Source organism: Pannonibacter indicus, assembly GCF_001418225.1.
Lineage (GTDB): Bacteria > Pseudomonadota > Alphaproteobacteria > Rhizobiales > Stappiaceae > Pannonibacter > Pannonibacter indicus.
Map to the genome: position 1 here is coordinate 284,269 of NZ_LIPT01000002.1, position 24,520 is coordinate 308,788.

Genomic DNA, 24,520 nt, shown 5'->3' on the forward strand with positions numbered 1-24,520 from the left:
TTCAGGAAACAAACATGTCCCGTCCGCAGAAGCAGCGCCGCCCGCGCAATGCCATTGACGGCTGGCTGGTGCTCGACAAGCCCTATGGCCTCACCTCCAATGACGCCCTGTCGCGCCTGAAGCGCATTCTGAATCCGGAAAAGGTGGGCCATGCCGGCACGCTGGACCCGCGTGCCTCCGGCTGCCTGCCGATTGCCTTTGGCGAAGCGACCAAAACCGTGCCCATGGTGATGAACGGGCGCAAGATCTACCGCTTTGAAGTCACCTGGGGCGCGGAAACCAACACGGATGACACCGAGGGCGAGGTCATCGCCACCTCGGATCTGCGCCCGGATGCTGCCGCCATCGGCGCCGTGCTGCCGGAATTCACCGGCACCATCCTGCAGGTGCCGCCGAAGTTCTCGGCCATCAAGGTGGACGGCGAGCGCGCCTATGATCTTGCCCGCGGCGGCGAGGACGTGGAGCTGGAAGCCCGGCCCATCGACGTGCACCGGCTGACGCTGGTGGACATGCCGGACGCGGACCGCGCCGTCTTCGAGGCCGAATGCGGCAAGGGCACCTATGTGCGGGCTCTGGCGCGCGATCTTGGCCGCCGTCTTGGCACCTGCGGCCATGTCACCGAGCTGCGCCGCCTGCTGGTCGGACCCTTTGGCGAGGCGGATATGGTGACGCTGGAGGAGCTGAGCGGGGCTGCCGAAGAGGCGGAAGGCAATGTGGAAGCGCTGATGGACTTCCTGCTGCCGGTGCGTGAGGCGCTGGAGGACCTGCCGGAAGTGCCGGTCAGCAGCGACGATGCCGCCCGCATCCGCCAGGGCATGGCGGTGCTGCTGCGCGGGCGCAATGCTCCGCTGTCCTGCGATCTGGCCTTCGCCAGCCATGGCGGCACGCCGGTGGCACTCGGCTTCATCGACAAGGGCCGGTTCCAGCCTTCGCGCATTCTTCACCTTTAGGAACGGCGGGGCGCGGCCTTTCAAGATTCTTCTGGAATTTGCAGGCCGTCTCCGTCATATTCCCGCGCAATCGGGCCAATGACGGCCCCGATCCCTTCTGCCCGACCTTTGCTGGACGACATCCCGGCCCTGGCTGAACGGCAGGAGCGGCATACGGTGGCCATGAGCCGCCAAGATACAGCTGGCGCGGCCAGCTTCATCCCATGAAAGGACATACCGATGTCGATCACTGCAGAGCGCAAGGCGCAGCTCATCAAGGAATATGGCATCAAAGAAGGTGACACCGGTTCTCCGGAAGTGCAGATCGCCGTTCTGACCGAACGGATCAACAACCTGACCGAACACTTCAAGGGACACGTGAAGGACAACCATTCCCGCCGTGGCCTGCTGAAGCTGGTGGCCCTGCGCCGTTCCCTGCTCGACTACCTGAACCGCAAGGACGAAGGGCGTTACAAGACGCTGATCGGCCGACTCGGGATCCGTCGCTAAGGATAACAAGGAAACGCGGTGGGTGGATTTGCCCGCCGCGTTTGCGTATAGGAAGTCTCATGACAGTCATGGGGCAGGATCGCCGGATGCTCTCCCGAAGTGCCAGGGGGCACGGGAAGCGTCTTGCCGTCTTGCCCATGATCTGTCCCCGGTAACCGGCCCGTCCGGGGCCAGCCGGAAACCGCCCGCATGCCAAGGGGCTGCGGACGCATATGTAAGGACATTGCATGTTCAATATTCATCGTGTTGAAGTCGACTGGGCAGGCCGCCCGCTCGTGCTTGAGACCGGCAAGGTTGCCCGTCAGGCTGACGGCGCCGTGATGGCCACCTATGGCGAAACCAAGGTGCTGGCCACTGTCGTGTCCGCCAAGGAGCCGAAGCCCGGTCAGGACTTCTTCCCGCTCACCGTCAACTATCAGGAAAAGGCCTTCGCGGCCGGCAAGATCCCGGGTGGCTACTTCAAGCGTGAAGGCCGTCCGTCCGAGCATGAGACCCTGACCTCGCGCCTGATCGACCGTCCGATCCGCCCGCTCTTCGCCGACGGCTACAAGAACGACACCCAGGTAATCGTGACCGTCCTGTCGCATGACATGGAAAACGCCCCGGACATCCTCGCCATGGTCGCAGCCTCTGCTGCCCTGACCCTGTCGGGCGTTCCCTTCATGGGCCCGATCGGCGGCGCCCGCGTCGGCTACATCAATGGCGAATACGTCCTGAACCCGGCCATTGACACCATGGCCGATTCGCTGCTCGACCTCGTTGTCGCCGGCACCAATGACGCCGTTCTGATGGTGGAATCCGAAGCCAAGGAACTGAACGAAGACGTCATGCTTGGCGCCGTGATGTTCGGTCACCGCGGTTTCCAGACCGTGATCGACGCCATCATCAAGCTGGCCGAGACCGCAGCCAAGGAGCCCCGCGCTCTCAACCTGCCGGATCACTCCGAGCTCTATGGCAAGATCAAGGATATCGCTGCCGCCGATCTGACCGCTGCCTACAAGATCACCTCCAAGACCGAGCGCAAGAATGCCGTTGACGCGGCCAAGGCCAAGGTCGTGGAAGCCGTTATCACCAACGGCGGCGACGCAGCTCCGGCTGGCACCGTTGTCGGCGAGCTGTTCAAGAAGCTGGAAGCCGAGATCGTTCGCGGTGCCATCATCGAGACCGGCCGCCGCATCGACGGCCGCGACCTGAAGACCGTCCGTCCGATCGTCTCGGAAGTCGGAATTCTGTCGCGTGCACACGGCTCGGCCCTGTTCACCCGTGGTGAAACCCAGGCCATGGTCGTTGCCACCCTCGGCACCGGCGAAGACGAGCAGTTCGTTGACGCGCTGGAAGGCACCTACAAGCAGCACTTCATGCTGCACTACAACTTCCCGCCCTATTCCGTGGGCGAGACGGGCCGCATGGGTTCGCCGGGCCGCCGTGAAATCGGCCATGGCAAGCTGGCATGGCGCGCCATTCACCCGATGCTGCCGAACCACCACGAGTTCCCCTACACCCTGCGTGTCGTCTCCGAGATCACCGAGTCCAACGGCTCGTCCTCGATGGCAACCGTCTGCGGCACCTCGCTGGCGCTGATGGATGCAGGCGTTCCGCTGAAGGCTCCGGTGGCCGGTATCGCCATGGGTCTCATCAAGGAAGGCGACAAGTTCGCCGTTCTGTCCGACATCCTCGGCGATGAAGACCACCTCGGCGACATGGACTTCAAGGTGGCCGGCACATCCAACGGCATCACCTCGCTGCAGATGGACATCAAGATCGACGGCATCACCGAAGAGATCATGAAGGTCGCTCTGGATCAGGCCCGCGATGGCCGCATCCACATCCTCGGCGAGATGGCCAACGCCATCACCGAAGCCCGTTCGGAACTCGGCGAACATGCGCCGCGCATCGAAGTGCTGAAGATCCCGGTCGACAAGATCCGTGAAGTGATCGGCTCGGGCGGCAAGGTGATCCGCGAAATCGTGGAGAAGACCGGCGCCAAGATCAACATCGAGGACGATGGCACCGTCAAGGTGGCCTCCTCCGATGGCAAGGCGATCAAGGCTGCGATCAACTGGATCAACTCCATCGCCGCTGAGCCGGAAATCGGCATGATCTACGAAGGCACGGTCGTGAAGTGCGTCGATTTCGGCGCCTTCGTGAACTTCTTCGGTGCCAAGGACGGCCTCGTCCACATTTCCCAGCTCGCCGCGCAGAAGGTGGCCAAGGTCACCGACGTGATCAAGGAAGGCGACAAGGTGTGGGTCAAGCTCATGGGCTTCGACGAGCGTGGCAAGGTCCGCCTGTCCATGAAGGTTGTCGATCAGGCAACCGGCAAGGAAATCGAGAAGGAAAAGGAAGCGGAATAATCCGCTTTCACCTCCTGAAAGCATGGGATCCGGGCCGCAAGCCCGGGTCTTTTCTTTTGCCCGGCGGCGCCCGGCAGGTTTGATCTGCGCTGCCGCTGCGTCCCTCGCGGCCTGCGGCACCCTCGCGTCCCTCCCGCGTGCGCGGACAAGGCGCCCCGGGAACGAATACACGTGGCCTGGGCACGCAGCTTCACCGCCACAAACCCTTTCGCGCGCCCCTCCCGCCTGATATATCGGGCCGGAAACAAATTCAGGAACACACATGAGCCAGATGCGTCTTGTCGTCGTCGGGGCTGCCGGCCGGATGGGCCAGGCCCTTGTGCGCGCCATCACCGCCATGGAAGGCAGCGTGCTTGCTGCCGCCATCGAACGGGAAGGCTCACCGGCCCTCGGCAAAGATGCTGGCGAGCTTGCCGGTCTCGGGCCTCTCGGCGTCAGGATCACGGATGATCCGCTGGCCGCCTTTGCGGCCGCCGAAGGCGTGCTGGATTTCACCGCTCCCAAGGCCAGCCTGCATTTTGCCGAACTCGCCGCCCAGGCGCGCATCGTGCACGTCATCGGCACCACCGGCTGGACGGATGAGGACCTGCCGAAGCTGGAGGCTGCCGCCCGCCATGCCCGGCTCGTCAAGTCCGGCAACATGAGTCTTGGCGTCAATCTGCTGGCAGCGCTGGTGAAGAAGGCCGCCGCAGCCCTTGGCCCCGATTACGATCTGGAAATCGTCGAGATGCACCACCGCCACAAGGTGGATGCCCCTTCCGGCACGGCACTGCTCCTGGGCGAGGCTGCAGCCGAAGGGCGCGGCATCGGCCTTGCAGAGCATTCGGTGCGGGTGCGCGACGGGCACACGGGCCCGCGTGAGGCTGGCACCATCGGCTTTGCCACCCTGCGCGGCGGTTCTGTCGTCGGCGACCATACCGTCATCCTCGCCGGTGAAGGTGAGCGCATCGAACTGACCCACAAGGCGGAAGACCGCCAGATCTTTGCCCGTGGTGCAGTCAGGGCGGCCCTGTGGGCGCGCGACCGCAAGCCGGGCCTTTACTCCATGGCCGACGTGCTCGGCCTCAACGACTGACAGACCTTTTGAAATTCAAGGAGATCGGTGCATGGAACGTCTCTTGGTGCTCGTCCGCCACGGTCAGAGCGAATGGAACCTCAAGAACCTCTTCACCGGCTGGAAGGACCCCGACCTGACCGAACAAGGCATCCGCGAAGCCAAGGCTGCCGGCGGCAAGCTGCGCGACATGAAGCTGAAGTTCGACGTAGCCTTCACCTCGGACCTGACCCGCGCGCAGCACACGCTGAAGCTCATCCTTGCCGAACTCGGCCAGGACGGTCTGGAAACGATCCGCAATCAGGCCCTGAACGAGCGCGACTACGGCGACATCACCGGCATGAACAAGGATGAAGCCCGCGAGAAATTCGGTGAGGAGCAGGTGCACATCTGGCGCCGCTCCTTCGACGTGCCCCCTCCGGGCGGCGAAAGCCTGAAGATGACGGCTGAGCGCGTGCTGCCCTATTACCGCGCCGAGATCCTGCCGCGCGTCATGGAAGGCACCCGCGTCATCGTTGCCGCCCATGGCAACTCCCTGCGCGCACTGATCATGGAACTGGAAAAGCTGACGCCGGAACAGATCCTCAAGCGCGAACTGGGCACCGGCGCACCGGTCATCTACCGCCTGGACGAAGACGGCCAGGTGGTCAGCGTAGAGGATCTGGCGGACTGATCCGCCCGGATCAAGAGTCGCGGCTCACATCAAGGGCTGCTGTGACCTGATCCCCGCAAAACACAATCTTGCCATCAAGGGCGCCCTCAAAAGGGGTGCCCTTTTTCATCGCCCGAAGCGGCCTTTCGCAGATTTCCGCCATTTTTCCACCTTGCCACCCATAAGCCAGATCACTACATCTTGTGGGTATCACACGCGACTTCACATAGAGATTGATAAAAATCGAATCTACGCTATGTTGAGTCCTGTTCAGGGTTCTCCGGCGGAAACGCCGATGAGCTAAGACGGGAACAGGGTGAAACCGGCGGAAATCCGGCAATTCCCAGGCTGCCCCCGCAACTGTGAACGGTGAGCGTTCGTCCCATTCTGCCACTTGGCCACAAGGCTTGGGAAGGCGGGGCGGCGTGATGACCCGTGAGCCAGGAGACCTGCCTTGAGCGTAACGTCCATCGGCGGGGTGCCGGAGGGGTGTGGTCAGTTCATGTCCGGCTCTGCCGGGCTGTCCGCTCCCTCTGGTCAGCGCCATCTGCTTCGGCAGCAGTGCTTCGGGGTGCAGGCATGATGAAGAGAGCCGTTTTCGAGTTTCCGCCCGGGTAGTCACCTGCGGCCCGTTTTCCTCCGCTCCACCGGATTGCTCCGGGTGCCGCAGCGCGGGAATTGTCCCTGAGTTTTTATCAGCCTCCGGCTGCGCAGAAGTGTGGCCGACCCCTTTGTCACGTCCGTCATATGAGGATCGACCGATGACCGTCACCGTCTACAGCAAGCCCGCCTGCGTCCAGTGCAATGCCACCACCCGCGCCCTGGAGCGCAAGGGCATCGACTACACGCTGGTGGACATTTCCGAAGACACGGCGGCCTATGACTACGTGACCGGCCTTGGCTACCGTCAGGTGCCGGTGGTTGTCGCCGGTGAAAACCACTGGGCCGGTTTCCGCCCGGACCTTATCGGCGGCCTCGGCTGAACCACTGAAGGGCGCGTGCACCATGGGCAGGCTCGTCTATTTTTCCAGCACCTCGGAAAACACCCGCCGCTTCGTCGAGAAGCTGGGGACTGACGCCATCCGCCTGCCCGTGGACGCCAGCGCGCCCGTGCCCCTCGTGAGTGAACCCTTCGTGCTGGTGACGCCGACCTATGGCGGCGGCACGGCGAAGGGCGCGGTGCCGAAACCGGTGATCCGCTTTCTCAACGAGGAGCAGAACCGCAAGCTCATCCGCGGCGTCATCGCAGCGGGCAACACCAATTTCGGCGAAGGCTATGCCATCGCCGGCAACATCATTTCCGCCAAGTGCAACGTGCCGTTCCTCTACAGGTTCGAGCTTCTGGGCACGGCGGAGGATGTCGGGAATGTCACCCACGGACTGGAACGGTTTTGGACATGCTAGACACGGATTCCCCGCAGGACGCGGGCGCAAAGACCCACTCCGCAGCCGTTGCCCCGGCTTCCGGCGGCAGCAATGCCCGCCAGTCCACGGCGCTGGACTATCACGCGCTGAACGCGATGCTGAACCTCTATGATGATGAGGGGAAGATCCAGTTCGAGAAGGACCGCGAGGCAGCGCGCCAGTATTTCCTTTCGCATGTGAACCAGAACACGGTCTTCTTCCATAACCTGAAGGAGAAGCTCGATTATCTGGTCACCGAAGGCTATTATGAGCCCGAAGTTCTGGCGCAGTATTCCTTCGAGTTCGTGCGCGACCTGTTTGACGCAGCCTATGCGAAGAAGTTCCGCTTCCCGACCTTCCTCGGTGCCTTCAAATATTACACGTCCTATACGCTGAAGACGTTTGACGGTAAGCGCTATCTGGAGCGCTACGAAGACCGCGTCTGCATGGTGGCGCTGACGCTGGCACGCGGCGACGAAGCCTTGGCCATGGCGATGATGGAAGAGATCATCACCGGCCGCTTCCAGCCGGCAACGCCGACCTTCCTCAACGCGGGCAAGAAGAGCCGGGGCGAGCTGGTCTCCTGCTTCCTGCTGCGCATCGAAGACAACATGGAGTCCATCGGCCGGTCGATCAATTCGGCGCTGCAGCTGTCCAAGCGCGGCGGCGGTGTAGCCCTGTGCCTGACGAACCTGCGCGAATCGGGTGCGCCCATCAAGCACATCGAGAACCAGTCCTCCGGCGTCATTCCGGTGATGAAACTGCTGGAAGACAGCTTCTCCTATGCCAACCAGCTGGGGGCCCGTCAGGGCGCGGGCGCGGTGTATCTCAATGCCCACCACCCGGACATCATGCGCTTCCTCGACACCAAGCGCGAAAATGCGGACGAGAAGATCCGCATCAAGACCCTGTCGCTGGGTGTCGTCGTGCCGGACATCACCTTCGAGCTCGCCCGCAACAACGAGGACATGTACCTGTTCTCGCCCTATGACGTGGAGCGGGTCTATGGCATGCCCTTCTCCGAGATTTCGGTGACGGAAAAATACCGCGAGATGGTCGAGGACGCGCGCATCCGCAAGTCCAAGATCAAGGCCCGCGAGTTCTTCCAGATCATCGCCGAGATCCAGTTCGAGAGCGGCTATCCCTATCTCATGTTCGAGGACACGGTGAACCGCGCCAACCCGATTGCCGGCCGCATTTCCATGAGCAACCTGTGCTCGGAAATCCTGCAGGTGAGCGAGGCCAGCGTCTATGAGGAGGATCTGTCCTACTCGCACCTCGGCAAGGACATTTCCTGCAATCTCGGCTCGCTGAACATCGCCAAGACGATGGATTCGGATGATTTCGGCCGCACGGTCGAAACTTCCATCCGAGCACTGACAGCGGTCTCCGAGATGAGCAACATCGCCTCCGTGCCTTCCATCGCCCGCGGCAATGCGGAGAGCCATGCCATCGGCCTTGGCCAGATGAACCTGCACGGCTATCTCGCCCGTGAGCGCATCTTCTATGGCTCGGAAGAAGGCATCGACTTCACCAACATCTACTTCTACGCCGTGACCTATCACGCCATCCGCGCGTCGAACCGTCTGGCTGTCGAAAAGGGCCGCAGCTTCAAGGGCTTCGAGAAGTCCAAGTATGCTTCGGGCGAATATTTCGACAAGTACACGGATCAGGTCTGGGCGCCGAAGACGGAGCGCGTGGCGCAGCTTTTCGCTGATGCCGGAATCCATATCCCGACGCAGGACGACTGGCGCACCCTCAAGGCCGAGGTGATGGCAGGCGGGCTCTATAACCAGAACCTGCAGGCCGTGCCGCCCACCGGCTCGATCTCCTACATCAACCACTCGACCTCCTCGATCCACCCGATCGTGTCGAAGATCGAGATCCGCAAGGAAGGCAAGATCGGCCGCGTCTATTATCCGGCGCCCTACATGTCGAACGAGAACCTCGACTATTATCAGGATGCCTACGAGATCGGGCCGGAGAAGATCATCGACACCTATGCCGCGGCCACCCAACACGTGGATCAAGGCCTGTCGCTGACGCTGTTCTTCCGCGACACGGCCACGACCCGAGACATCAACCGGGCGCAGATCTACGCCTGGAAGAAGGGCATCAAGACCATCTATTACATCCGCCTGCGCCAGATGGCCCTGGACGGCACACAGGTTCAGGGCTGCGTGTCCTGCACTCTCTAATACCAAGGCTTTCGATGCTGACGCATTACGCCTTGAAATTGCTCATGCGCCGCACGGGCTTGACCAGCACTCAATGAGGCAAGCTCATTGAGTGCTGGTATAAGCCTCCGGTCCGTGGAGAAAGCATCATGAACATGCACATCAAGCCCGCCTCCCGCGTGCGCGCCATCAACTGGAACCGCATCGAGGACGACAAGGATCTGGAAGTCTGGAACCGCCTGACCGGCAATTTCTGGCTGCCCGAGAAAGTTCCGCTGTCCAACGACATCCAGTCCTGGGCCACCCTTCGCCCGGAAGAGCAGCGCCTGACCATCCGCGTCTTCACCGGCCTCACCCTGCTGGACACGATCCAGAACGGTGTCGGCGCGGTGACGCTGATGGAAGATGCCGTCACCCAGCATGAAGAGGCGGTTCTGTCGAACATCTCCTTCATGGAAGCGGTGCATGCCCGCTCCTATTCTTCCATCTTCTCGACGCTTTGCCTGACGCCGGACGTGGACGAGGCCTACCGCTGGTCGGAGGAGAACGAGTTCCTGCAGAAGAAGTCCGCACTGATCATGGAGCAATACGGGAGCGGCGACCCGCTGAAGAAGAAGGTCGCATCCGTCTTCCTCGAAAGCTTCCTGTTCTACTCGGGCTTCTATCTGCCGATGTACTGGTCGAGCCGCGCCAGGCTGACCAACACAGCGGACCTTATCCGCCTGATCATCCGCGACGAAGCGGTGCATGGCTATTACATCGGCTACAAGTTCCAGCGCGCACTGGACCGGGAGCCGGAAGCCCGCCGTCAGGAGATCAAGGACTTCGCCTTCGACCTGCTGCTGGAGCTTTACGACAACGAGACCCGCTACACCGAAGACCTTTACGACGGTGCGGGCCTGACCGAAGACGTGAAGAAGTTCCTGCATTACAACGCCAACAAGGCGCTGATGAACCTCGGCTATGAAGCCCTGTTCCCGGCGGAGGCCTGCAAGGTGAACCCGGCGATCCTCTCGGCTCTTTCGCCGAATGCCGACGAGAACCACGATTTCTTCTCTGGCTCCGGCTCGTCCTATGTCATCGGCAAGACCGTGGCGACGGAAGACGAAGACTGGGATTTCTGAGCCCCTGCCAGAGCCAGCCTGATTTCAGGGCCTTACGCTTGCGCGTGAGGCCCTGTTCTTTTTTGAAGCTGCGGCCTGCTGCGTCACAGGCCCTCCCGGCCCCTGAAGCGGCGCTGATAGGCAGAGTCATAAAGCGCGCTTTCGCGGAATTCCTTGGCGCCAAGCCCATGGCCCACGAAGATCAGCGCCGTGCGCTCGATCGGGTTTTCCGCCACCTTGGCACAGATGTCCGCCAGCGTGCCGGAAACGATCCGTTCATCCGGCCAGGACGCCTTGACGACAATGGCAACCGGGCAATCCGCCCCATAGAGCGGGGTCAGCTCCGCCACCACCCTGTCAAGCGCATGGATGGCGAGGTGGATCGCCAGTGTCGCGCCGGTGGCACCGAACCGGTCAAGCGTTTCCCCCTCCGGCATGGGCGATGCCCGGCCCGACACGCGGGTCAGCACAAGACTCTGGGCCTCCGCCGGGATCGTCAGCTCGCGCCCGAGGGCCGAGGCGGCAGCCGCAAAGGCAGGCACGCCCGGTGTCATCGTATAGCCGATGCCAAGCCGGTCCAGCCGCCGGATCTGTTCGGCCACCGCGCTCCAGACCGACAGATCGCCCGAATGCAGACGGGCAACATCCTGCCCGTTTTCGCAAGCACGCAGGAACTCGGCCTCGATCTCGTCCAGCGACAGCGGCGCCGTGTCGATGATCCGCGCGCCTTCCGGACAGAAGGCCAGCAGCTCTTCCGACACGAGAGACCCGGCATAAAGGCAGACCGGGCAGCTTTCGATCAGGCTGCGGCCCCGGACGGTGATCAGATCAGCCGCGCCCGGGCCTGCGCCGATAAAATGGACCTTCATCATTCTTCCTCTTTGCTTGGGTCTGCAGCCGCACCTGGCTTCGTCCAGCTCCATTGGGTGACGGGCATGGCCGGCCGCCAGCCGTGCATCGAGCCGATGGGTGAGGCGCGGGCGATTTCAATGCGCGTCAGCGAGCCGCCGCTGCGGGCATGCAGGGCAAGAAGCACCGCTTCCATCTCTGTCGTCACTGCATTGGCCACCAGACGGCCGCCCGGCTTCAACCGCGCGATGGCCGTTTCCATGACGCCGGTGTTCGTGCCGCCGCCACCAACGAACACGGCATCGGGCACAGGCAGATCCACGAGCGCTGCTGGCGCTTCGCCCTCAAGGACCTGCAGGCCGGGCACGCCGAGGCTTGCGGCATTGCGGCGGATGCGGGAGGCACGTTCGCCATCGCATTCGATGGCAATTGCCCTGAGCGAAGCATCCGCCAGCATCCATTCGATGCTGACCGAGCCGGAACCGCCACCAATATCCCACAGCAGTTCCCCGCGCCGGGGGGCAAGGGCAGAAAGGGTGAGCGCCCTGATTTCCCGCTTGGTGATCTGGCCATCATGCTCGAACAGCGCATCATCCAGCCCCGGCGCATAGGGCAGCACCCGCGCACCAGAACCTGCCAGCACCTCGATGGCGCAGACATTCAGTGCATGGAAATTCCGAGGCGCAAAGGCCCCCGCCGTCTGGCGGCTGATGCGCTCCCTGTCCCCGCCCAGCGCCTCCAGCACATGGATGTGCGAGGCGCCGAAGCCATCCCCGGTCAGCAGGTGTGCAATGGCGGCAGGTCCGTGCTCATCCGAGGTCAGCGCAATTATTCGGGCGCCGGGATGGAGATGCGGGCGGATCAGCTCCACGGGGCGGCCATGCACGGACACACAGACCGTCTCTGCCAGCGCCCAGCCAAGGCGCGAGGCGGCAAGGCTGAAGGAAGACGGGTGCGGAATGACACGCATCTCGCTCACCGGTATCCGCCGCGCCAGTGTCGCGCCTGCGCCATAAAGAAACGGGTCGCCGGAAGCCAGAACAACGACATCCCGCCCACGTTCGGCAGCCACCGCCTCCACTGAGCGCTCGAACGGGCTGAGCCAGGGGCGGGCCTCGCCGGTGATCGCAGCCCTGGCCAGATCGAGATGCCGGACACCGCCGAAGACCACTTCTGCCGCTGCGAGCGCTGCCTTGGCAGCCTCGCCAATGCCCGTTAAACCATCCTCACCGATGCCGATGATGGTCAGCCAGGGATGCCGGGGAGACGGCGGGAGATCACGCTTGGACAAGAGTCATATCCTCATTCTGGCAGGCACGGCAGACGCACGGGCACTGGCGGCACGGCTCGTGCAGCACCCCGGCCTGACGGTCACCCTGTCGCTTGCGGGCCGCACGCTGGATCCTGCCGCCCTGCCCGCACCGGTGCGCTCCGGCGGGTTTGGCGGCGCGGAGGGGCTTGCCGCCTATCTGCGGCAGGAGAATATCAGCCTGCTCATCGATGCCACCCATCCTTTCGCCCGGCGCATGACAGCCAATGCGGTGGAAGCAAGCCGGCAGACAGGAATACCGCTGCTGAAGCTGGAGCGGCCCGCCTGGACGGCGCAGCCGGGGGACAACTGGAGCCCGTTCCGTACGATCCGGGAGGCAGTGGAAGCCCTCGGCGCCGTGCCACGCCGCGTCTTTCTCGCAACGGGGCGCCAGGGGGCCTCGGCCATTGAGGCCGCGCCGCAGCATCACTACCTGATCCGCAGCGTCGATCCCGTCGATCCGCCGCCCGCAGTGCCCTTTGCCCGGAACATTCTGGCGCGCGGTCCCTTCTCTTTGGAGGCGGAGCTGGATCTTCTGACCGGCCACGGCATCGAAGTCATCATCTGCAAGAACAGCGGCGGCGAGGCCACCTATGCCAAGCTGGAGGCGGCCCGCCGCCTTGGCCTTCCGGTGATGATGATCGAACGCAGTGCTCATGAGGCGCCCCTCAGTGCCGGCAGTGCCGATGAAGCCATGGCCCTGATCAGTCACTGGCTTGAAGATGCAGCAAAGCGCGGCGTGTAGACGAGATCCGGCAGCCCCCCACGCGGCACGCGCCGTGTCTCCTCAGAGCCGATGATGACGCAGGTGGCCATATCCGCCATACTTGCTTTGGCCTCAGAAAGGAGCACCACCGCGATCCGTTCATCCGGACGCCCCGCAGCCCGGCCAAAGATGACCAGCGTCTCCGGCTTCAGAACTTCCCGCAGCAGTTCGAAGGCCCGGTCCAGCTGCCAGGGCCGGGCCTTGCTGACCGGATTGTAGAAGGCCATGACGAACCCGGCTTCGGCAGCAAGGCGCAGCCGCTTTTCGATCAGCGGCCATGGTTTCAGGTTGTCGGAAAGGGAGATGGCACAGAAATCATGACCAAGCGGCGCGCCAATCCGGGCAGCGACGGCCAGCATGGCGGTGATGCCCGGCACGATGACGAGATCAACCTGCTTCCAGCCGTCCGGCCCATGCTCGATGGCCTCGCACACGGCTGCCGCCATGGCAAAGACGCCCGGATCACCGCCGGAGACCATGCAGACCCGCTCACCCCTCGCGGCTCTCTCCAGCGCATCGCGGGCACGGGCCAGCTCTTCCCGGTTGTCCGAGGCGATCCGCATCTGATCCGGCCGCAGGCTCAGCCGTTCCAGATAGGGCAGATAGCCGAGGAAGGCGGTTGAATCATCAATGGCAGCCTGGGCTTCCGGTGTCATCTGCAAGGGGTTGCCCGGACCGGTGCCGATCACATAGAGGCGCCCGCTCATCGCAGCCCGCTCCAGCCCGGCACGAGCACCAGCGAGAAATAGGGCGCCGCGTCATCCGGCTTGGCAGCCAGACGCACCACCTTTTCCGCCGCCATGGTGCCACGTTCCACGTAGATCGCGTCCTCCAAACGGCCACAGGCGGCCAGCGCCCGCCGGACCTTCGGCAGGTTGCGGCCGATCTTCATGATCACCGCCGCCTCCGTATCGGCAAGCCGCCGCTGCAGCTCGGCTTCGCCCATGGTGCCCGGCAGCACGGACAGGACGTCATCCCCTTGCGCAATGGGCACACCGGTGCGCGACCAGCAGCCGGACATCGCGGTGATGCCTGGAATGACTTCGACGGCAAACCGGTCCGCCAGCCGCACATGCATATGCATGTAGGAGCCGTAGAACATCGGATCGCCTTCGGACAGGACCGCGACCGTGCGCCCGGCATTCAGATGCGCGGCAATCGCCTTGGCAGACTCCTCGTAGAAGGCTTCAAGGCATGTGGTGTAGGCCGCCTCGTGCTTGCCGATCTCAGTGGTGACCGGATAGTACAGCGGCAGCTCTTCCACGCCCGGCCGGATCATGCTGTCCGCGATGCGGCGGCCATTGCCGGTGCGTCCGGCCTTGGCGAACCAGGCGATCACATCCGCCTCGCCCAATATGCGCACGGCCTTGACGGTCATCAGTTCCGGATCACCCGGCCCCGTTCCCACGCCGTAAAGGCGGCCAGGGGCACCGTTCTGCGCACTCATAGACCGGGCCTCGCCAGGGCATTGACTGCGGCAGCCGTCATTGCGCTGCCGCCCAGCCGTCCGTGCACCGTGGCAAAGGGCACGCCCCAGGGGTTATCCGCCAGCGCTTCCTTGGATTCCGCCGCGCCGACAAATCCCACCGGCATGCCGATGATGGCTGCGGGCTTCGGCGCGCCGTCGCGCAGCAGCTCCAGCAGATAGAACAACGCGGTTGGCGCATTGCCGATGGCAACGACCGATCCGGCGAGCCTGTCCAGCCAGAGCCGCATGGCCGCCGCCGAGCGGGTGTTGCCGATCTCAGCCGCCATCTCCGGCGTGCGCGGATCGCGCAAGGTGCAGATGACCTCATTGTTGGCCGGCAGGCGGGCCGCGGTGACCCCGCGCGCGACCATTTCCGCATCACAGAACACCGGCGCACCAGCCAGCAGGGCTTCGCGTGCCGCAGACACGAAATCCGGCGAGAAGCTGAAATGCGCGGCGGCCTCGACCAGACCGCAGGCATGAATCATCCGGACGGCAACATCCGCTTCAGCCACGGAGAACCGCGACAGGTCCGCCTCCGCGCGGATGATGGCAAAGGATTGCTCGTAGATGGCTGTCCCGTCCTTGATATAGTCGTAATGCATCATGCCCTTTCTGCCCCGGCCATGGCGAGGATGGCGGCTCCGCTTGCGCCGAGCACGTGCTGCGCTGTTTGCCCCGGTTGGCGGTTCAGTTCAATCCCGCGCTGCAGGCGGGGCAGAACTGTTTCCAGCCTCTGCGGAGAAAGCTGCAGGTCCGGCCGGCTGTCCGCCCGCCCGCCCAGCACGATGGCCGCTCCCTGCTCCGTGCCGGTGACCGTCAATGCCGCCACCTGCGGATGGGCGCATCCCTTGGAGCAGCCTGAAACATGAACGCGGCAGGAGCCATCGAGCACACCCGGCGCGGCGGCCGAAGCGGCACTGATGAGACGTTCTGCCTGCTGGCGGGTGTTGATCCTTGCTGCCGCACAGAAGCCGGTGCCGGGGCAGGCGGAAATGAAATGTGCCGGGTCAGACGGCGATGTGATGAGCCCTTGCGCCGCGGCAAGGGCGGCGGCGGCTTCCACGGTCTCTTCCCTCAGCCCCAGCACCAGCAGCGCGTGATCCGGCGCAAGCCGGATTTCCGTGGCGCCGAGGCGTTGAAGCCCGGCCATCAGTGCTTCCAGCTCATCCGCGTGGATGCGGCCATAGGCGAGCCGGAGTGCCAGAACGAGGAGAGCGCCGCTGCGGATCACACCGGCTGGCCCGACCGGCGCGGGGAAACCTGCCTCAGGACCTGCGCCGTCCCCGCTCCCCTCAACATCAGGGGCAATATCCCGCCCGCGTGCGTGGCCGCCGCGCCGCGACAAGGCGCGCAGCAGCTCCATCACCCGGGCCGCTGCAGCTTCCTCCGGCAGAAGGGCAACGGGCTTTGCCGATCCGGCATCACCCGCCAGCGCAAGGCGCCAGAGCACCCCGCCCTCTGCCTTCACCGCATCGAGCCGGATGTCCGCGCTGGCCGTAGACAGGTTGAAACAGCCGCCGCCGTTGACCGTGATTGCCAGTTTCGGCGCAAGGGCGAGCGGCGGAACATGGCTGGCAATGCCCTGCCGGACCGCTTCGGCAAGCTCTCTGGCATCCGCCGTTTCAGACGGATCAAGCCCGGACAGGGGCGGCACCTCGATGGCCGTGCCCGTGCGCGTCACGATGCCGGCCGCCTGCAACCCTTCGGCCAGCGGAGCGGCGCTCTCCGGCGTCAGGCCGCGGATCTGCAGATTGCCGCGCGCGGTCACCTCCAGAAGACCGTTGCCGGTGCGGCGGGCAAGCCCTGCCATCGTCATCCATCCGGCCGGGCTGAGGCCAGGCGCCTGCGGGCGCAGCCGCACGAGAAGGCCATCCCCCGTGGCCATGGGCGCGGCCAGAGACGGGCACGCCCCCCGCCTGACCGGAACGCGCGGGGCCTCCCCAACGGCCAGAGCCGGTGTCTTCAGCGCGCTCATGCGGCGTCCTCCCGGTTCAGGGGGACGGTTTCATCCTGCGCCGTCAGACCGGATGCCGGGCGGCGGATGAGATAGGTGTCCATGATCCAGCCATGCCTCGCCCTTGCGGCCTGCCGCAGACGGGAAATTTCAGCCGCCACGTCTCCCAGCCGGCCCGAGACGAGAATTTCCATCTCCGTGCCCAGATAGGCGCCCCAGAAGATCTGCGCGTCCGGCTCACCGGCGCCCTCATAGGCCTGAACCCCGTCGAGCATCACGGCCACATCCGCAGAACCTGTGGTCCAGCCCTGCGCCAGCCGGCGGCCGGTGGTGATCTCCACCGGCTGGCCGATGCGGTTGAGCGGGATCCTGTGCCTTGCGCACAGCACCTGCAGGCTGCTGATGCCGGGAATGACGTCATAGTCGAAGGCAATCCGCCCGCGGGCGCGCAGGTGCTCCATGATGCGGATGGTGCTGTCATAGAGCATGGGATCACCCCAGACGAGCACGCCTGCGGTCCCTTCCGGGCCAATCTCTTCGGCTAAAAGCTGCTCGTAGATCCCGGCAATCGCCAGATGCCAGTCGTCCACGGCCGCCGGGTAGTTGCTGTCCTTGCGGCGGACGGGCATGTCAAAATGCACGAGTTTCGGGTCTTTGCGGGTGATGTAGCGGCCGCATATCTGTTCGCGCAGCCGGACAAGGAAGTCCTTTTCCCCGCCTTTCCTCGGCAGAAAGAGCGCGTCGCAGCTGTTCAGCGCCTTGACCGCTTCCATGGTCAAATGCTCGGGATTGCCTGCGCCAATCCCGATGACCCGAACCCGTCTCGTCATCATTCCCCCGTGCGCCCTGCGCTCCCGGTCCGCGTCCCTGCATGGGTCCCGCGGGAAGTCATAGCGGCGCAAGAACTGGCCTTGCACCCTGAGCTGCAACATTAGCCTGCCCCCGCCGCGAAGGCCAGCCGCAAGACCTGCGGCAGTTTCCTCCTTTTGGCCGGCAGGAAGAACGCTCTGCACCAGACCGTGGGGGCTGAAACAGCGACCCCGGCCGCAGTCTCCTGCTGCCGGGGCGTGGACTGTCTTACAACCTTCAGAGAATCATCATCAGAATGTCCGTGTATTCGAGCAGTACCTCCTGGCCAAGTTCGACGCCAAGGCCCGACATCTTCGTGCCGTTGAAAGGGGTGTTGGGCTGGATCATGCCGTGCTTGTTGATCCAGACGGTGCAGTAATCGAGCTGCGAGGCCACAGCCCGCGCCTTCTCCGGACCGGATGACCAGACAGAGCCGTCAAGGCCGGATGGGCTGTCATCGGCGGCACGGATCGCCTCCTCCAGATCGTTGTAGCCGATGACCGGCAGCGCCCTGCACCTCGAAGCGGGAGCCGGTCCCGTTGAGCGGCTTGCCCGGCTCGCGGGTGATGAGTCGCGGGAGTTCATCCGCATGGCGTGCCGCCCCCATCTGCATGTGAAGGCGGCTCCGGTCATTCCGGTCTGTGCCTTGCGCTTGCGGGCGGTTATCCGCCTCTACGCATTATTCCTGAGCCGCCTTCGTTGAGCCCTTGCGCAACCGTGCTGTCAAGCCGCTCCTGCGCAGGACCCAGCCTTCCGGCTCTGCGCCGCGTCACTCCGGGGGCGCCTCACGCGGCTTTTTTCAGGAGGTCAGCGGCGCTGGTCCAGGGCTGCGGGGCGCCGAAATGAAAGCCCTGCGCGGTGAAGACGCCAAGCTCTGCCAGGCAAACGGCGGTGTCGTCATTCTCCACCGCTTCGGCGATGACCCTTGCCCCCAGCGAGGCGGCCACAAGCACGATGCCCTTGACCTGGACCCGCTGCACCCGGTCGCTCAGCAGGCTGGCCGTCATGCTGCCGTCGATCTTCAGCCACTTGAGGCCGAGGCCCTTCAGATGCGTGGTTCTCGGCCAATTGCCGGCGAAATCATCCAGAATCAGCGTCGCGCCATGGGCCTTGAGGATACCGGCCAGCCGCATCATGCCTGCGGTCTCGCGCGCGACCGCCAGCTCGGACACCTCAAAGGCCAGCCGTGTGGCTATGCCCCGGTTTGCAGCAAGAGCGCCATCCAGAAAGCTCAGAAAATCACTGTCGCCCAGCGACTGCTCCGACAGGTTGATGGAGAATTGCCCGGCTGCCGCCCGGCCGCCCCGGCGCAGCCGCGCCAGCGCCAGTTCAACCACCCGCCGGTCGACCTGCGGCAGCAGGCCATGCCGTGCGGCAGCGGACAGCACGCCCTGCGGCTCCAGAAGGCCCAGTTCCTCATCGTCCACCCGCAGCAGCAATTCGGTCATCACCGTGCGGCCCGTGGCCGTGCAGCACACCGGCTGGGAAAAGAGCTGCAGGCGGTCAGCGGCCAGCGCCTGCTCGATCCGCTCCAGATTGGAGCGCGAGGCCTTGTAGGAGGCCAGAAGATGCTCATCAAAGCGGAACTGCAGCACCTTGCCCCCGCCCAGCGCCTTGCTGGAGATGCAGGCCTGATCGGCCCAGCGCAGCACATCCGCTGCCGAAGCATTGAGCGTGCGGGCAAACTGCCGGTCCAGAACGGCAAAGCCGATGCTGCCGCCGGTGCGGTAAACCGCACCGTCCCACGGGAAGTTGAGCTGGGCCAGAGAGGCTGCGATGGTGCCGGCAAAGCCATGGGCGCCATCCTCGTCGGCGCTGAAGCGGATGATGGCAAACTCGTCACCACCGAGACGCGCCACAAGCGCCGTTTCCCCCGCGATCTGGCGGAGCTGGGCGGCGATACGCTCCAGCATGGCATCGCCTGCCATATGCCCGGCCCGGTCATTGATGATCTTGAACTGGTCAAGATCCACCACCAGCACCGTAATGCCGGCAGAGGCGCCCGCCCGCACCCGGGTCAACTCATCCTCAAGCGCCTGCTGGAAGGCACGCCGGTTGGCCAGGCCCGTCAGCGGGTCCTCCATGGCGAGGCGCTCCAGTTCCCGTGTGCGCGCTTCCGGCTCGCGGCCTGCCCCGGCTCCGGCGGCGGTGCCCAAAAGCACCATCACCCCGTCGGCGCGGCCAACCCAGTCACGGCTGGGCGCAAATGTCAGCACCAGATCCTTGAGCATTTCTGCCCCGCCTGACATGCCGGCCTTGCGCTGGCACAGCTGCGCCAGCGCACCGGTCACCTGACCGGACGGCAGGGTGACATGGGTGCACTCGCCCTCCAGCGCCGCGGCAAAGGCCGGCTCCAGCGTCCGGCGGAAAAGCTCATGCCCGGCAAGCTCTGCCAGATGCATGCCGGTGAGGGCGCCCTCATCCATATCCTGAAGCGTGGCCAGCTGCGGGTCATGGTCGTCGACAGGGAGCACATCGGCCACCCGGCCATTGCGCCCGAGCATCAGCACCCGCCCGGCCAGCAGATGCGCCGCCTGCTGGGCAATGCGCATGCGCCGCTCAGCCGGACCGGCAAATGCAAGCTCGCGGAACTCCAGAAACAGCAGCTGCGTCTGGCGCGGCGCAGCGGCGGTGCGCAAGGGAGTGCAGGTCAGCCGCATCGGCGCCCCGCGCCCCTCGTCAAAGGCAAACATGCCTTCGGCCATGGCGGGCTTGCCGCGAGCGGCCATCTCGATCAGCGGTTTCAGCCGGCGCAGGGCCGGTTCATTGATCACAGCTTCAAGGGGACGCCCGGTCAGAAGCGCGCTGCTGCAGGCCAGCTCTTCCAGCAAGGCCTGATTGGCCAGCAGAAACCTTCCCCGCGCCGTGAGCAGGGCAGCCGGATGGCGCACGCTGTGCAGCAACGTTCCCGCCGCGCAGGCGAGATCAAGTTCCGTCAGCGGCCTGACATCTGCATGGGTCTGCGGAGAAATCGAGGTCTCTTCAGTCAAACCGTATCCCTCAGCAAAAGGACCAGGATTCCTGATCCTCTCTCCCCCAAATCGATCTCCAGAAGTGGACCACCACCGCGCTGCGGGCAACCGGGACGCGGACAGTTTTCCCAATGGCGTTCCCCGTGACCTTAACAAATTGCTAACGCGCTGGCGAGGGTTTCCGCCGCACCCGGACACGATACGATCAGACGCAGCGTCACAATATGGCCCGATTGTATAGGCATCAGGCCGCCATCGACTTCCGGAGTCATCGAAGGTTTGGCTCCAGATGAACTGCTGACTATCCTGCGAGGGCTGGCTGTAGCCGCGTGCCCCTCCTGGCGGATTTACCATTCCGTTTCAGCCCTGTGCTGAACACCGCTGCAGGAAGATCACCGGGGGATGAGACAATAGAGTCCGAATATGAAATGAAGACCAGCGCCTCGCGCGCGGTATACGCCAGGTCTTTGGCAGCATTGGCTTTTTCCATGGCAGCGGCCGCCTCTGCGACAGCTTCTGCCGCCACATCCGGCCAGTGCGGCATGGCATCCTGGTATGCAATGACCAGCAAGACCGCCAGCGGCGAGCGCGCCAATCCCAACATGCTGACAGCCGCCCACCGGTCCCTGCCCTTCGGCACCGTGGTCACGGTCATCAACCTGGACAACGGCAGGCAGGTGAAGGTCCGCATCAACGATCGTGGCCCCTTCATCCGGTCCCGCGTCATTGACGTGACCCGGCAGGCTGCGAACGAGCTGGGCTTCACCGGCAAGGGGACCGCCCGGGTCAAGGTCGTTGGCCCGCATGGTGAGCTTAAGGCCGGCAAGCACTGTTAATAATGCGGATGCACAGGCGCCATTTTATCCTCCGCCGCAAGAGCGAAGCATTATTTATGATGATCTCTGACATTAAGTAATGACAGCATCAGAGGCGAACGTTACATTGCGCCGTCGTGGTCGATGGGGCCATGTGCACAAAACTTGAGCCGCGCACCTTCGTCCGAAGGGCGCGGCTTTTTTCATCTGCTTCAGACTGCCCAGAAATTATGCAAAAGCTTCAATGCGCCTGGCTCAAGAGGGTCTGCTCAAGCCCCTGCGGCGTCCGGGCAATTTCTAGGCATGAAGCGCCGGCCTCCCGCATGCCCCGGTGTTAAAGCGCCTTGAGGAAAGCGGAAGCCTGCCGGTGCAGATCGCGTTTGGCCTCTTCCGCCATCCTGTCATACGTGCGGAAGACCTGTGCCAGACGCGGATTGCCGCGCAGCTTTTCGCCATTGCGCACCAGAAAGTCCCAATAGAGCGCATTGAGCGGGCAGGCATCACGCCCCGTCCGCTGCTTCACATCATAGCGGCAGCTGCCGCAATAATCCGACATGCGGTTGATGTAATTGCCGCCCGCCGCATAGGGCTTGGAGCCGAGCAGTCCGCCATCGGCAAACTGGCTCATGCCAATGGTGTTGGGCGCCTCCACCCATTCAAAAGCGTCGATGTAGACCGCAAGATACCATTCATGCACCTCGCGCGGGTTGACCCCCGCCAGCATGGCGAAATTGCCGGTCACCATCAGCCGCTGGATGTGATGGGCATAGGCCGTGTCGTGCGTCTGCGTGATCGCCTCGCGCAGACAGCGCATGTCCGTTTCGCCCGTCCAGTAGAAAGCCGGCAGGGGCCGTTGCGCCGCCAGCGCGTTTTTGTCCGTATAGCCTGGCATCTTCAGCCAGTAGAGCCCCCGCACATATTCGCGCCAGCCGATGATCTGGCGGATATAACCTTCCGCCGAATTGAGCGGCACCCGCCCGGCGCGCCATTCGGCCTCCACCCGGCGGCAGACCTCCAGTGGATCGAGAAGCCCGGTGTTGAGATAGGGCGAGAGCACCGAATGATAGAGCCAGGTCTCGCCCTTGAGCATCGCGTCCTGATAGTCGCCGAAGCAAGGCAGCGCCGCGCGCAGGAACCAGTCCAGCGCTGCTTGCGCGTCTTGCGCCGTCACGCCATAGGCAAAGCCCTCCAGCCTCCCGAAATTCTGTGCAAAACGGTCACCCACCAGCGCCAGCACCTCCTTCGTCACCGCATCGGGTAGGGCGCGGAAGGGCCGCGGCAGGAACAGGCTGCCTTCCGCCGGCTTGCGGTTCTCCGCATCAAAATTCCAGCGCCCCCCTGCCGGTTCGTCTCCCTCCATCAGTAGACCGGTCTTGCGCCGCATCTCTCGGTAGAAATATTCCATGCGCAGCTGCTTGCGCCCTTCCGCCCAGGCAGCAAACTCATCAAGCGGGCAAAGGAAGCGGGTGTCCTCCAGCAGCACGGTTTCGCATCCGGTCAATGCGCCCCAGCCGCTCATGTCCTCCAGCACCCGCCATTCCCCGGGCTTTGTGGCGAGGATCCTGCCGCAGCCATGGCGCGCGGCTGCCCGCTGCACCTCTCCGGCAAGGCTGCCCGTATTGTCCGGGTCCTCCAGCGTGATGTAGTCCACCCGCCAGCCGGCCTTGCGCAGAGCAATGGCAAAGTGGCGCATGGCCGAGAAGATGAAGGCGATCTTCTGCTTGTGATGACCAACATAGCTCGCCTCGCGCATCACCTCTGCCATCAGCACCACAGACCGCTCCCTGTCTGCGGCAGCAAGCGAGGGCAGCTTCAGCGACAACTGGTCACCCAGCACGGGCACAAGCGTCTCCACCGGACCTGCCTGGACATGCGGTTCAGCAGCGAGGGCAGCGGCAAAGGCCGGAGCATCCGCAAAGGCAGAGTTACGGGCAATCGCGGCGTCAGCTTCCGGCAGATGGGACATGGCAAGGGCAGCTCTTTTGTCCGGCAGGCCCTGCCGTCAGCAGGATGCCGGAGAGGACACAACGAAGAGAACAGGCACGGCAGCCGCTCTCAGCTGCCTCTACGCAACCGGCGCCGCGCTGTATCACTGGTACGGCTGAAGGAACATCGCCGACAGCCGGAAGATGGATGCAAGCCTTTCCTTCCGGCTTGCTGACGGGCGCCGCCTGCCCCCGCCGCCAGCAGGGCCGCGTGCCGAAGAACAGGGACGGCCAGAACCCGGCAAATGCATGAGGCTGCAAGCTCCTGCCGGAACCTCGCAACTCTGCGCCTTCCCGCTATCCGCGCGGGAGAACAGAAAGCCGTTGCCGAGACGGTTTCATTCCTGTATCAGAACCGAACCGGCCGGTCCAAACCGGCGCCCGGTCAGCACCCGTAGCTCAGCTGGATAGAGCGCTGCCCTCCGAAGGCAGAGGCCAGGGGTTCGAATCCCTTCGGGTGCGCCATTTTATCAAATAAAATCAAGCGCTTGCGACACTGGTGAATTTTTGCCAGCCCCAGTTCTGCATCTTTTTGCAGGCCGAATCTGCCTGTTTTCCGGCTCAGCCCGTACAAATCCCGTACAGTCCACCCAGCTGATCGCACTCCAGACAAGCGGCTTTGCGCCCAGGGGGCGCGGATGAGCGGCGAGTGGACCTTCCAGGATATAAAGCTGCAATGGCTTCAGCAATTGAGCTGTGATGCTGAGCCGAGCGACTGCGCCAAGTGCGTGGCGCTGCATCTTGCCACCACATACATGAACGGCCACACCGGCAAGGCATGGCCGTCCGATCAGACCTTGGCAACCGCTCTGGGCAAGAGCGTCAAGACGATCCAGCGCGCCATCAAGGAACTGGAGAGCCGGGCATGGCTCGAAGTCCGGCGCGGGAACGGCGTTGGGCACAATACGGAATATTGTCCTTCCAGAGCTTCAATCATAAGGGCATCGGCAGCCCGCGAAAAGACGGACAAGGTTGTCCCCCTTCGTCCTGCCAAAGGAGGACAAGACTGTCCCGGAAGGCGGTCAGATGTGTCCGCCAAAGGGAGTATCATCCGGCCGGATGGCCGCTCACCCAATAGGGTCAAACTGGATTGAAGCTTCTGCGCATAAATCTCCCTGGCTGACTGAACCTGTCCTAGACGCGCGGCAATCCCTGTCAACGCAGCCGCCTTCATGCAGCTCCTGTCATGCAATTGACAATCCCGGCCGTCCGGCGCAAAGGTTGGGCTCTACCTTGGGGAGTCCCGTGCAAGGGGCTGAGATACTGCTGGCGATGCAGCGCAGTGACCCGTTGAACCTGATCCAGTTCACACTGGCGGAGGGATGGTGTGTGATGCGCGCAAGTCCGGCATTTGCTGGCGGGCGCCT

At 63.9% G+C, this 24,520-nt stretch carries 21 protein-coding genes, 1 tRNA gene, 1 pseudogene and 2 riboswitches; of the genes and pseudogenes, 13 read left to right on the forward strand and 10 right to left on the reverse strand.

All coding sequences use genetic code 11. The features are described 5' to 3' along the window. Positions 1-14 precede the first annotated feature (14 nt). From truB to nrdF, 9 genes are all read left to right on the forward strand, one after another. Positions 15-950: a tRNA pseudouridine(55) synthase TruB gene (truB, locus tag ASC48_RS04255; protein WP_055454551.1), complete on the forward strand. Its 936-nt coding sequence runs from the start codon at positions 15-17 to the stop codon at positions 948-950. Between the two features lie 219 nt (positions 951-1,169). Beyond that, on the forward strand, positions 1,170-1,439 hold the full coding sequence (gene rpsO / locus ASC48_RS04260; RefSeq protein WP_055454552.1) for a 30S ribosomal protein S15: 270 nt from the start codon (positions 1,170-1,172) through the stop codon (positions 1,437-1,439). Between the two features lie 227 nt (positions 1,440-1,666). After that, entirely contained in the window at positions 1,667-3,793 is a 2,127-nt protein-coding gene (gene pnp, locus ASC48_RS04265) for a polyribonucleotide nucleotidyltransferase (RefSeq protein ID WP_055454553.1), read from the forward strand. Positions 3,794-4,055: 262 nt separating this feature from the next. Then, the gene (gene dapB / locus ASC48_RS04270; protein WP_244270000.1) at positions 4,056-4,868 is read left to right on the forward strand and encodes a 4-hydroxy-tetrahydrodipicolinate reductase; all 813 of its coding nucleotides are present in this window, start codon (positions 4,056-4,058) and stop codon (positions 4,866-4,868) included. Positions 4,869-4,899: 31 nt separating this feature from the next. Continuing rightward, the gene (locus ASC48_RS04275) at positions 4,900-5,520 is read left to right on the forward strand and encodes a 2,3-bisphosphoglycerate-dependent phosphoglycerate mutase (RefSeq protein ID WP_055454554.1); all 621 of its coding nucleotides are present in this window, start codon (positions 4,900-4,902) and stop codon (positions 5,518-5,520) included. A gap of 235 nt (positions 5,521-5,755) precedes the next feature. Further along, positions 5,756-5,970, forward strand: a riboswitch (cobalamin riboswitch). 290 nt (positions 5,971-6,260) lie between these two features. Next, positions 6,261-6,482, forward strand: a complete 222-nt coding sequence (gene nrdH / locus ASC48_RS04280; protein WP_019963799.1) for a glutaredoxin-like protein NrdH — start codon at positions 6,261-6,263, stop codon at positions 6,480-6,482. Positions 6,483-6,504: 22 nt separating this feature from the next. Beyond that, entirely contained in the window at positions 6,505-6,903 is a 399-nt protein-coding gene (nrdI, locus tag ASC48_RS04285; protein WP_055454555.1) for a class Ib ribonucleoside-diphosphate reductase assembly flavoprotein NrdI, read from the forward strand. After that, positions 6,897-9,101, forward strand: a complete 2,205-nt coding sequence (gene nrdE, locus ASC48_RS04290; protein WP_055454833.1) for a class 1b ribonucleoside-diphosphate reductase subunit alpha — start codon at positions 6,897-6,899, stop codon at positions 9,099-9,101. The genes nrdI and nrdE overlap by 7 nt, the downstream gene beginning before the upstream one ends. Positions 9,102-9,229: 128 nt before the next feature. Further along, the gene (gene nrdF / locus ASC48_RS04295; protein WP_055454556.1) at positions 9,230-10,204 is read left to right on the forward strand and encodes a class 1b ribonucleoside-diphosphate reductase subunit beta; all 975 of its coding nucleotides are present in this window, start codon (positions 9,230-9,232) and stop codon (positions 10,202-10,204) included. Positions 10,205-10,287: 83 nt separating this feature from the next. Here nrdF and cobM read toward each other — a convergent pair whose 3' ends face one another. Then, the gene (gene cobM / locus ASC48_RS04300) at positions 10,288-11,052 is read right to left on the reverse strand and encodes a precorrin-4 C(11)-methyltransferase (RefSeq protein ID WP_055454557.1); all 765 of its coding nucleotides are present in this window, start codon (positions 11,050-11,052) and stop codon (positions 10,288-10,290) included. Continuing rightward, positions 11,052-12,323 carry a bifunctional cobalt-precorrin-7 (C(5))-methyltransferase/cobalt-precorrin-6B (C(15))-methyltransferase gene (locus ASC48_RS04305; protein WP_055454558.1) on the reverse strand — a complete coding sequence of 424 codons (1,272 nt, stop codon included), beginning with the start codon at positions 12,321-12,323 and terminating at the stop codon, positions 11,052-11,054. The genes cobM and ASC48_RS04305 overlap by 1 nt, the downstream gene beginning before the upstream one ends. Here ASC48_RS04305 and ASC48_RS04310 point away from each other — a divergent pair. Next, positions 12,274-13,086, forward strand: a complete 813-nt coding sequence (locus ASC48_RS04310) for a cobalt-precorrin-6A reductase (RefSeq protein WP_055454834.1) — start codon at positions 12,274-12,276, stop codon at positions 13,084-13,086. The genes ASC48_RS04305 and ASC48_RS04310 overlap by 50 nt on opposite strands. On the opposite strand, the gene ASC48_RS04315 is transcribed toward ASC48_RS04310, so the two are convergent. The 7 genes and pseudogenes from ASC48_RS04315 to ASC48_RS04350 all read right to left on the reverse strand — a co-directional run bounded on the left by ASC48_RS04315 (position 13,050) and on the right by ASC48_RS04350 (position 20,371). Beyond that, positions 13,050-13,814: a precorrin-3B C(17)-methyltransferase gene (locus ASC48_RS04315; RefSeq protein WP_055454559.1), complete on the reverse strand. Its 765-nt coding sequence runs from the start codon at positions 13,812-13,814 to the stop codon at positions 13,050-13,052. The genes ASC48_RS04310 and ASC48_RS04315 overlap by 37 nt on opposite strands. Beyond that, positions 13,811-14,554 (reverse strand): precorrin-2 C(20)-methyltransferase, encoded by a 744-nt coding sequence (locus ASC48_RS04320; RefSeq protein WP_055454560.1) that lies wholly within the window; start codon positions 14,552-14,554, stop codon positions 13,811-13,813. Before ASC48_RS04320 ends, ASC48_RS04315 begins: the two co-directional genes overlap by 4 nt. Next, positions 14,551-15,183: a precorrin-8X methylmutase gene (locus ASC48_RS04325; RefSeq protein WP_055454561.1), complete on the reverse strand. Its 633-nt coding sequence runs from the start codon at positions 15,181-15,183 to the stop codon at positions 14,551-14,553. The genes ASC48_RS04320 and ASC48_RS04325 overlap by 4 nt, the downstream gene beginning before the upstream one ends. Continuing rightward, complete coding sequence (gene cobG / locus ASC48_RS04330) at positions 15,180-16,553, reverse strand: precorrin-3B synthase (RefSeq protein ID WP_055454562.1); 1,374 nt, start codon at positions 16,551-16,553, stop codon at positions 15,180-15,182. Before cobG ends, ASC48_RS04325 begins: the two co-directional genes overlap by 4 nt. Beyond that, positions 16,550-17,362: a precorrin-6A synthase (deacetylating) gene (gene cobF, locus ASC48_RS04335; RefSeq protein WP_055454835.1), complete on the reverse strand. Its 813-nt coding sequence runs from the start codon at positions 17,360-17,362 to the stop codon at positions 16,550-16,552. Before cobF ends, cobG begins: the two co-directional genes overlap by 4 nt. Before the next feature lie 256 nt (positions 17,363-17,618). Beyond that, positions 17,619-17,888: pseudogene (locus tag ASC48_RS19250) on the reverse strand (aldehyde dehydrogenase family protein); the annotation flags it as partial. A 278-nt stretch (positions 17,889-18,166) separates the two neighbouring features. After that, positions 18,167-20,371 carry an EAL domain-containing protein gene (locus ASC48_RS04350; RefSeq protein ID WP_055454565.1) on the reverse strand — a complete coding sequence of 735 codons (2,205 nt, stop codon included), beginning with the start codon at positions 20,369-20,371 and terminating at the stop codon, positions 18,167-18,169. Between the two features lie 410 nt (positions 20,372-20,781). Between ASC48_RS04350 and ASC48_RS04355 the strand changes: the two genes are divergently transcribed. Next, positions 20,782-21,189, forward strand: coding sequence for a septal ring lytic transglycosylase RlpA family protein (locus ASC48_RS04355; protein WP_050473496.1), 408 nt, complete (start codon positions 20,782-20,784; stop codon positions 21,187-21,189). Positions 21,190-21,502: 313 nt separating this feature from the next. On the opposite strand, the gene ASC48_RS04360 is transcribed toward ASC48_RS04355, so the two are convergent. Next, positions 21,503-23,134, reverse strand: coding sequence for a cryptochrome/photolyase family protein (locus ASC48_RS04360; RefSeq protein WP_082439977.1), 1,632 nt, complete (start codon positions 23,132-23,134; stop codon positions 21,503-21,505). A 407-nt stretch (positions 23,135-23,541) separates the two neighbouring features. Here ASC48_RS04360 and ASC48_RS04365 point away from each other — a divergent pair. Then, positions 23,542-23,618 (forward strand) — tRNA-Arg (locus tag ASC48_RS04365). 173 nt (positions 23,619-23,791) lie between these two features. Beyond that, positions 23,792-24,247 carry a helix-turn-helix domain-containing protein gene (locus tag ASC48_RS04370; protein ID WP_055454566.1) on the forward strand — a complete coding sequence of 152 codons (456 nt, stop codon included), beginning with the start codon at positions 23,792-23,794 and terminating at the stop codon, positions 24,245-24,247. Between the two features lie 130 nt (positions 24,248-24,377). Next, positions 24,378-24,493, forward strand: a riboswitch (TPP riboswitch). The last annotated feature ends 27 nt before the right edge of the window (positions 24,494-24,520 follow it).

Bases quoted from the DNA above. Each gene is read 5' to 3' on its own strand.
- ASC48_RS04320 (WP_055454560.1), bottom strand. From the start codon at position 14,554: ATGAGTGCGCAGAACGGTGCCCCTGGCCGCCTTTACGGCGTGGGAACG.
- ASC48_RS04355 (WP_050473496.1), top strand. From the start codon at position 20,782: ATGAAGACCAGCGCCTCGCGCGCGGTATACGCCAGGTCTTTGGCAGCA.
- dapB (WP_244270000.1), top strand. From the start codon at position 4,056: ATGAGCCAGATGCGTCTTGTCGTCGTCGGGGCTGCCGGCCGGATGGGC.
- ASC48_RS04275 (WP_055454554.1), top strand. From the start codon at position 4,900: ATGGAACGTCTCTTGGTGCTCGTCCGCCACGGTCAGAGCGAATGGAAC.
- rpsO (WP_055454552.1), top strand. From the start codon at position 1,170: ATGTCGATCACTGCAGAGCGCAAGGCGCAGCTCATCAAGGAATATGGC.
- nrdE (WP_055454833.1), top strand. From the start codon at position 6,897: ATGCTAGACACGGATTCCCCGCAGGACGCGGGCGCAAAGACCCACTCC.
- truB (WP_055454551.1), top strand. From the start codon at position 15: ATGTCCCGTCCGCAGAAGCAGCGCCGCCCGCGCAATGCCATTGACGGC.
- cobF (WP_055454835.1), bottom strand. From the start codon at position 17,362: ATGACGAGACGGGTTCGGGTCATCGGGATTGGCGCAGGCAATCCCGAG.
- cobG (WP_055454562.1), bottom strand. From the start codon at position 16,553: ATGAGCGCGCTGAAGACACCGGCTCTGGCCGTTGGGGAGGCCCCGCGC.
- nrdI (WP_055454555.1), top strand. From the start codon at position 6,505: ATGGGCAGGCTCGTCTATTTTTCCAGCACCTCGGAAAACACCCGCCGC.
- ASC48_RS04370 (WP_055454566.1), top strand. From the start codon at position 23,792: ATGAGCGGCGAGTGGACCTTCCAGGATATAAAGCTGCAATGGCTTCAG.
- cobM (WP_055454557.1), bottom strand. From the start codon at position 11,052: ATGAAGGTCCATTTTATCGGCGCAGGCCCGGGCGCGGCTGATCTGATC.
- pnp (WP_055454553.1), top strand. From the start codon at position 1,667: ATGTTCAATATTCATCGTGTTGAAGTCGACTGGGCAGGCCGCCCGCTC.
- ASC48_RS04310 (WP_055454834.1), top strand. From the start codon at position 12,274: ATGGTCAGCCAGGGATGCCGGGGAGACGGCGGGAGATCACGCTTGGAC.
- ASC48_RS04360 (WP_082439977.1), bottom strand. From the start codon at position 23,134: ATGTCCCATCTGCCGGAAGCTGACGCCGCGATTGCCCGTAACTCTGCC.
- nrdF (WP_055454556.1), top strand. From the start codon at position 9,230: ATGAACATGCACATCAAGCCCGCCTCCCGCGTGCGCGCCATCAACTGG.
- ASC48_RS04315 (WP_055454559.1), bottom strand. From the start codon at position 13,814: ATGAGCGGGCGCCTCTATGTGATCGGCACCGGTCCGGGCAACCCCTTG.
- ASC48_RS04325 (WP_055454561.1), bottom strand. From the start codon at position 15,183: ATGATGCATTACGACTATATCAAGGACGGGACAGCCATCTACGAGCAA.
- nrdH (WP_019963799.1), top strand. From the start codon at position 6,261: ATGACCGTCACCGTCTACAGCAAGCCCGCCTGCGTCCAGTGCAATGCC.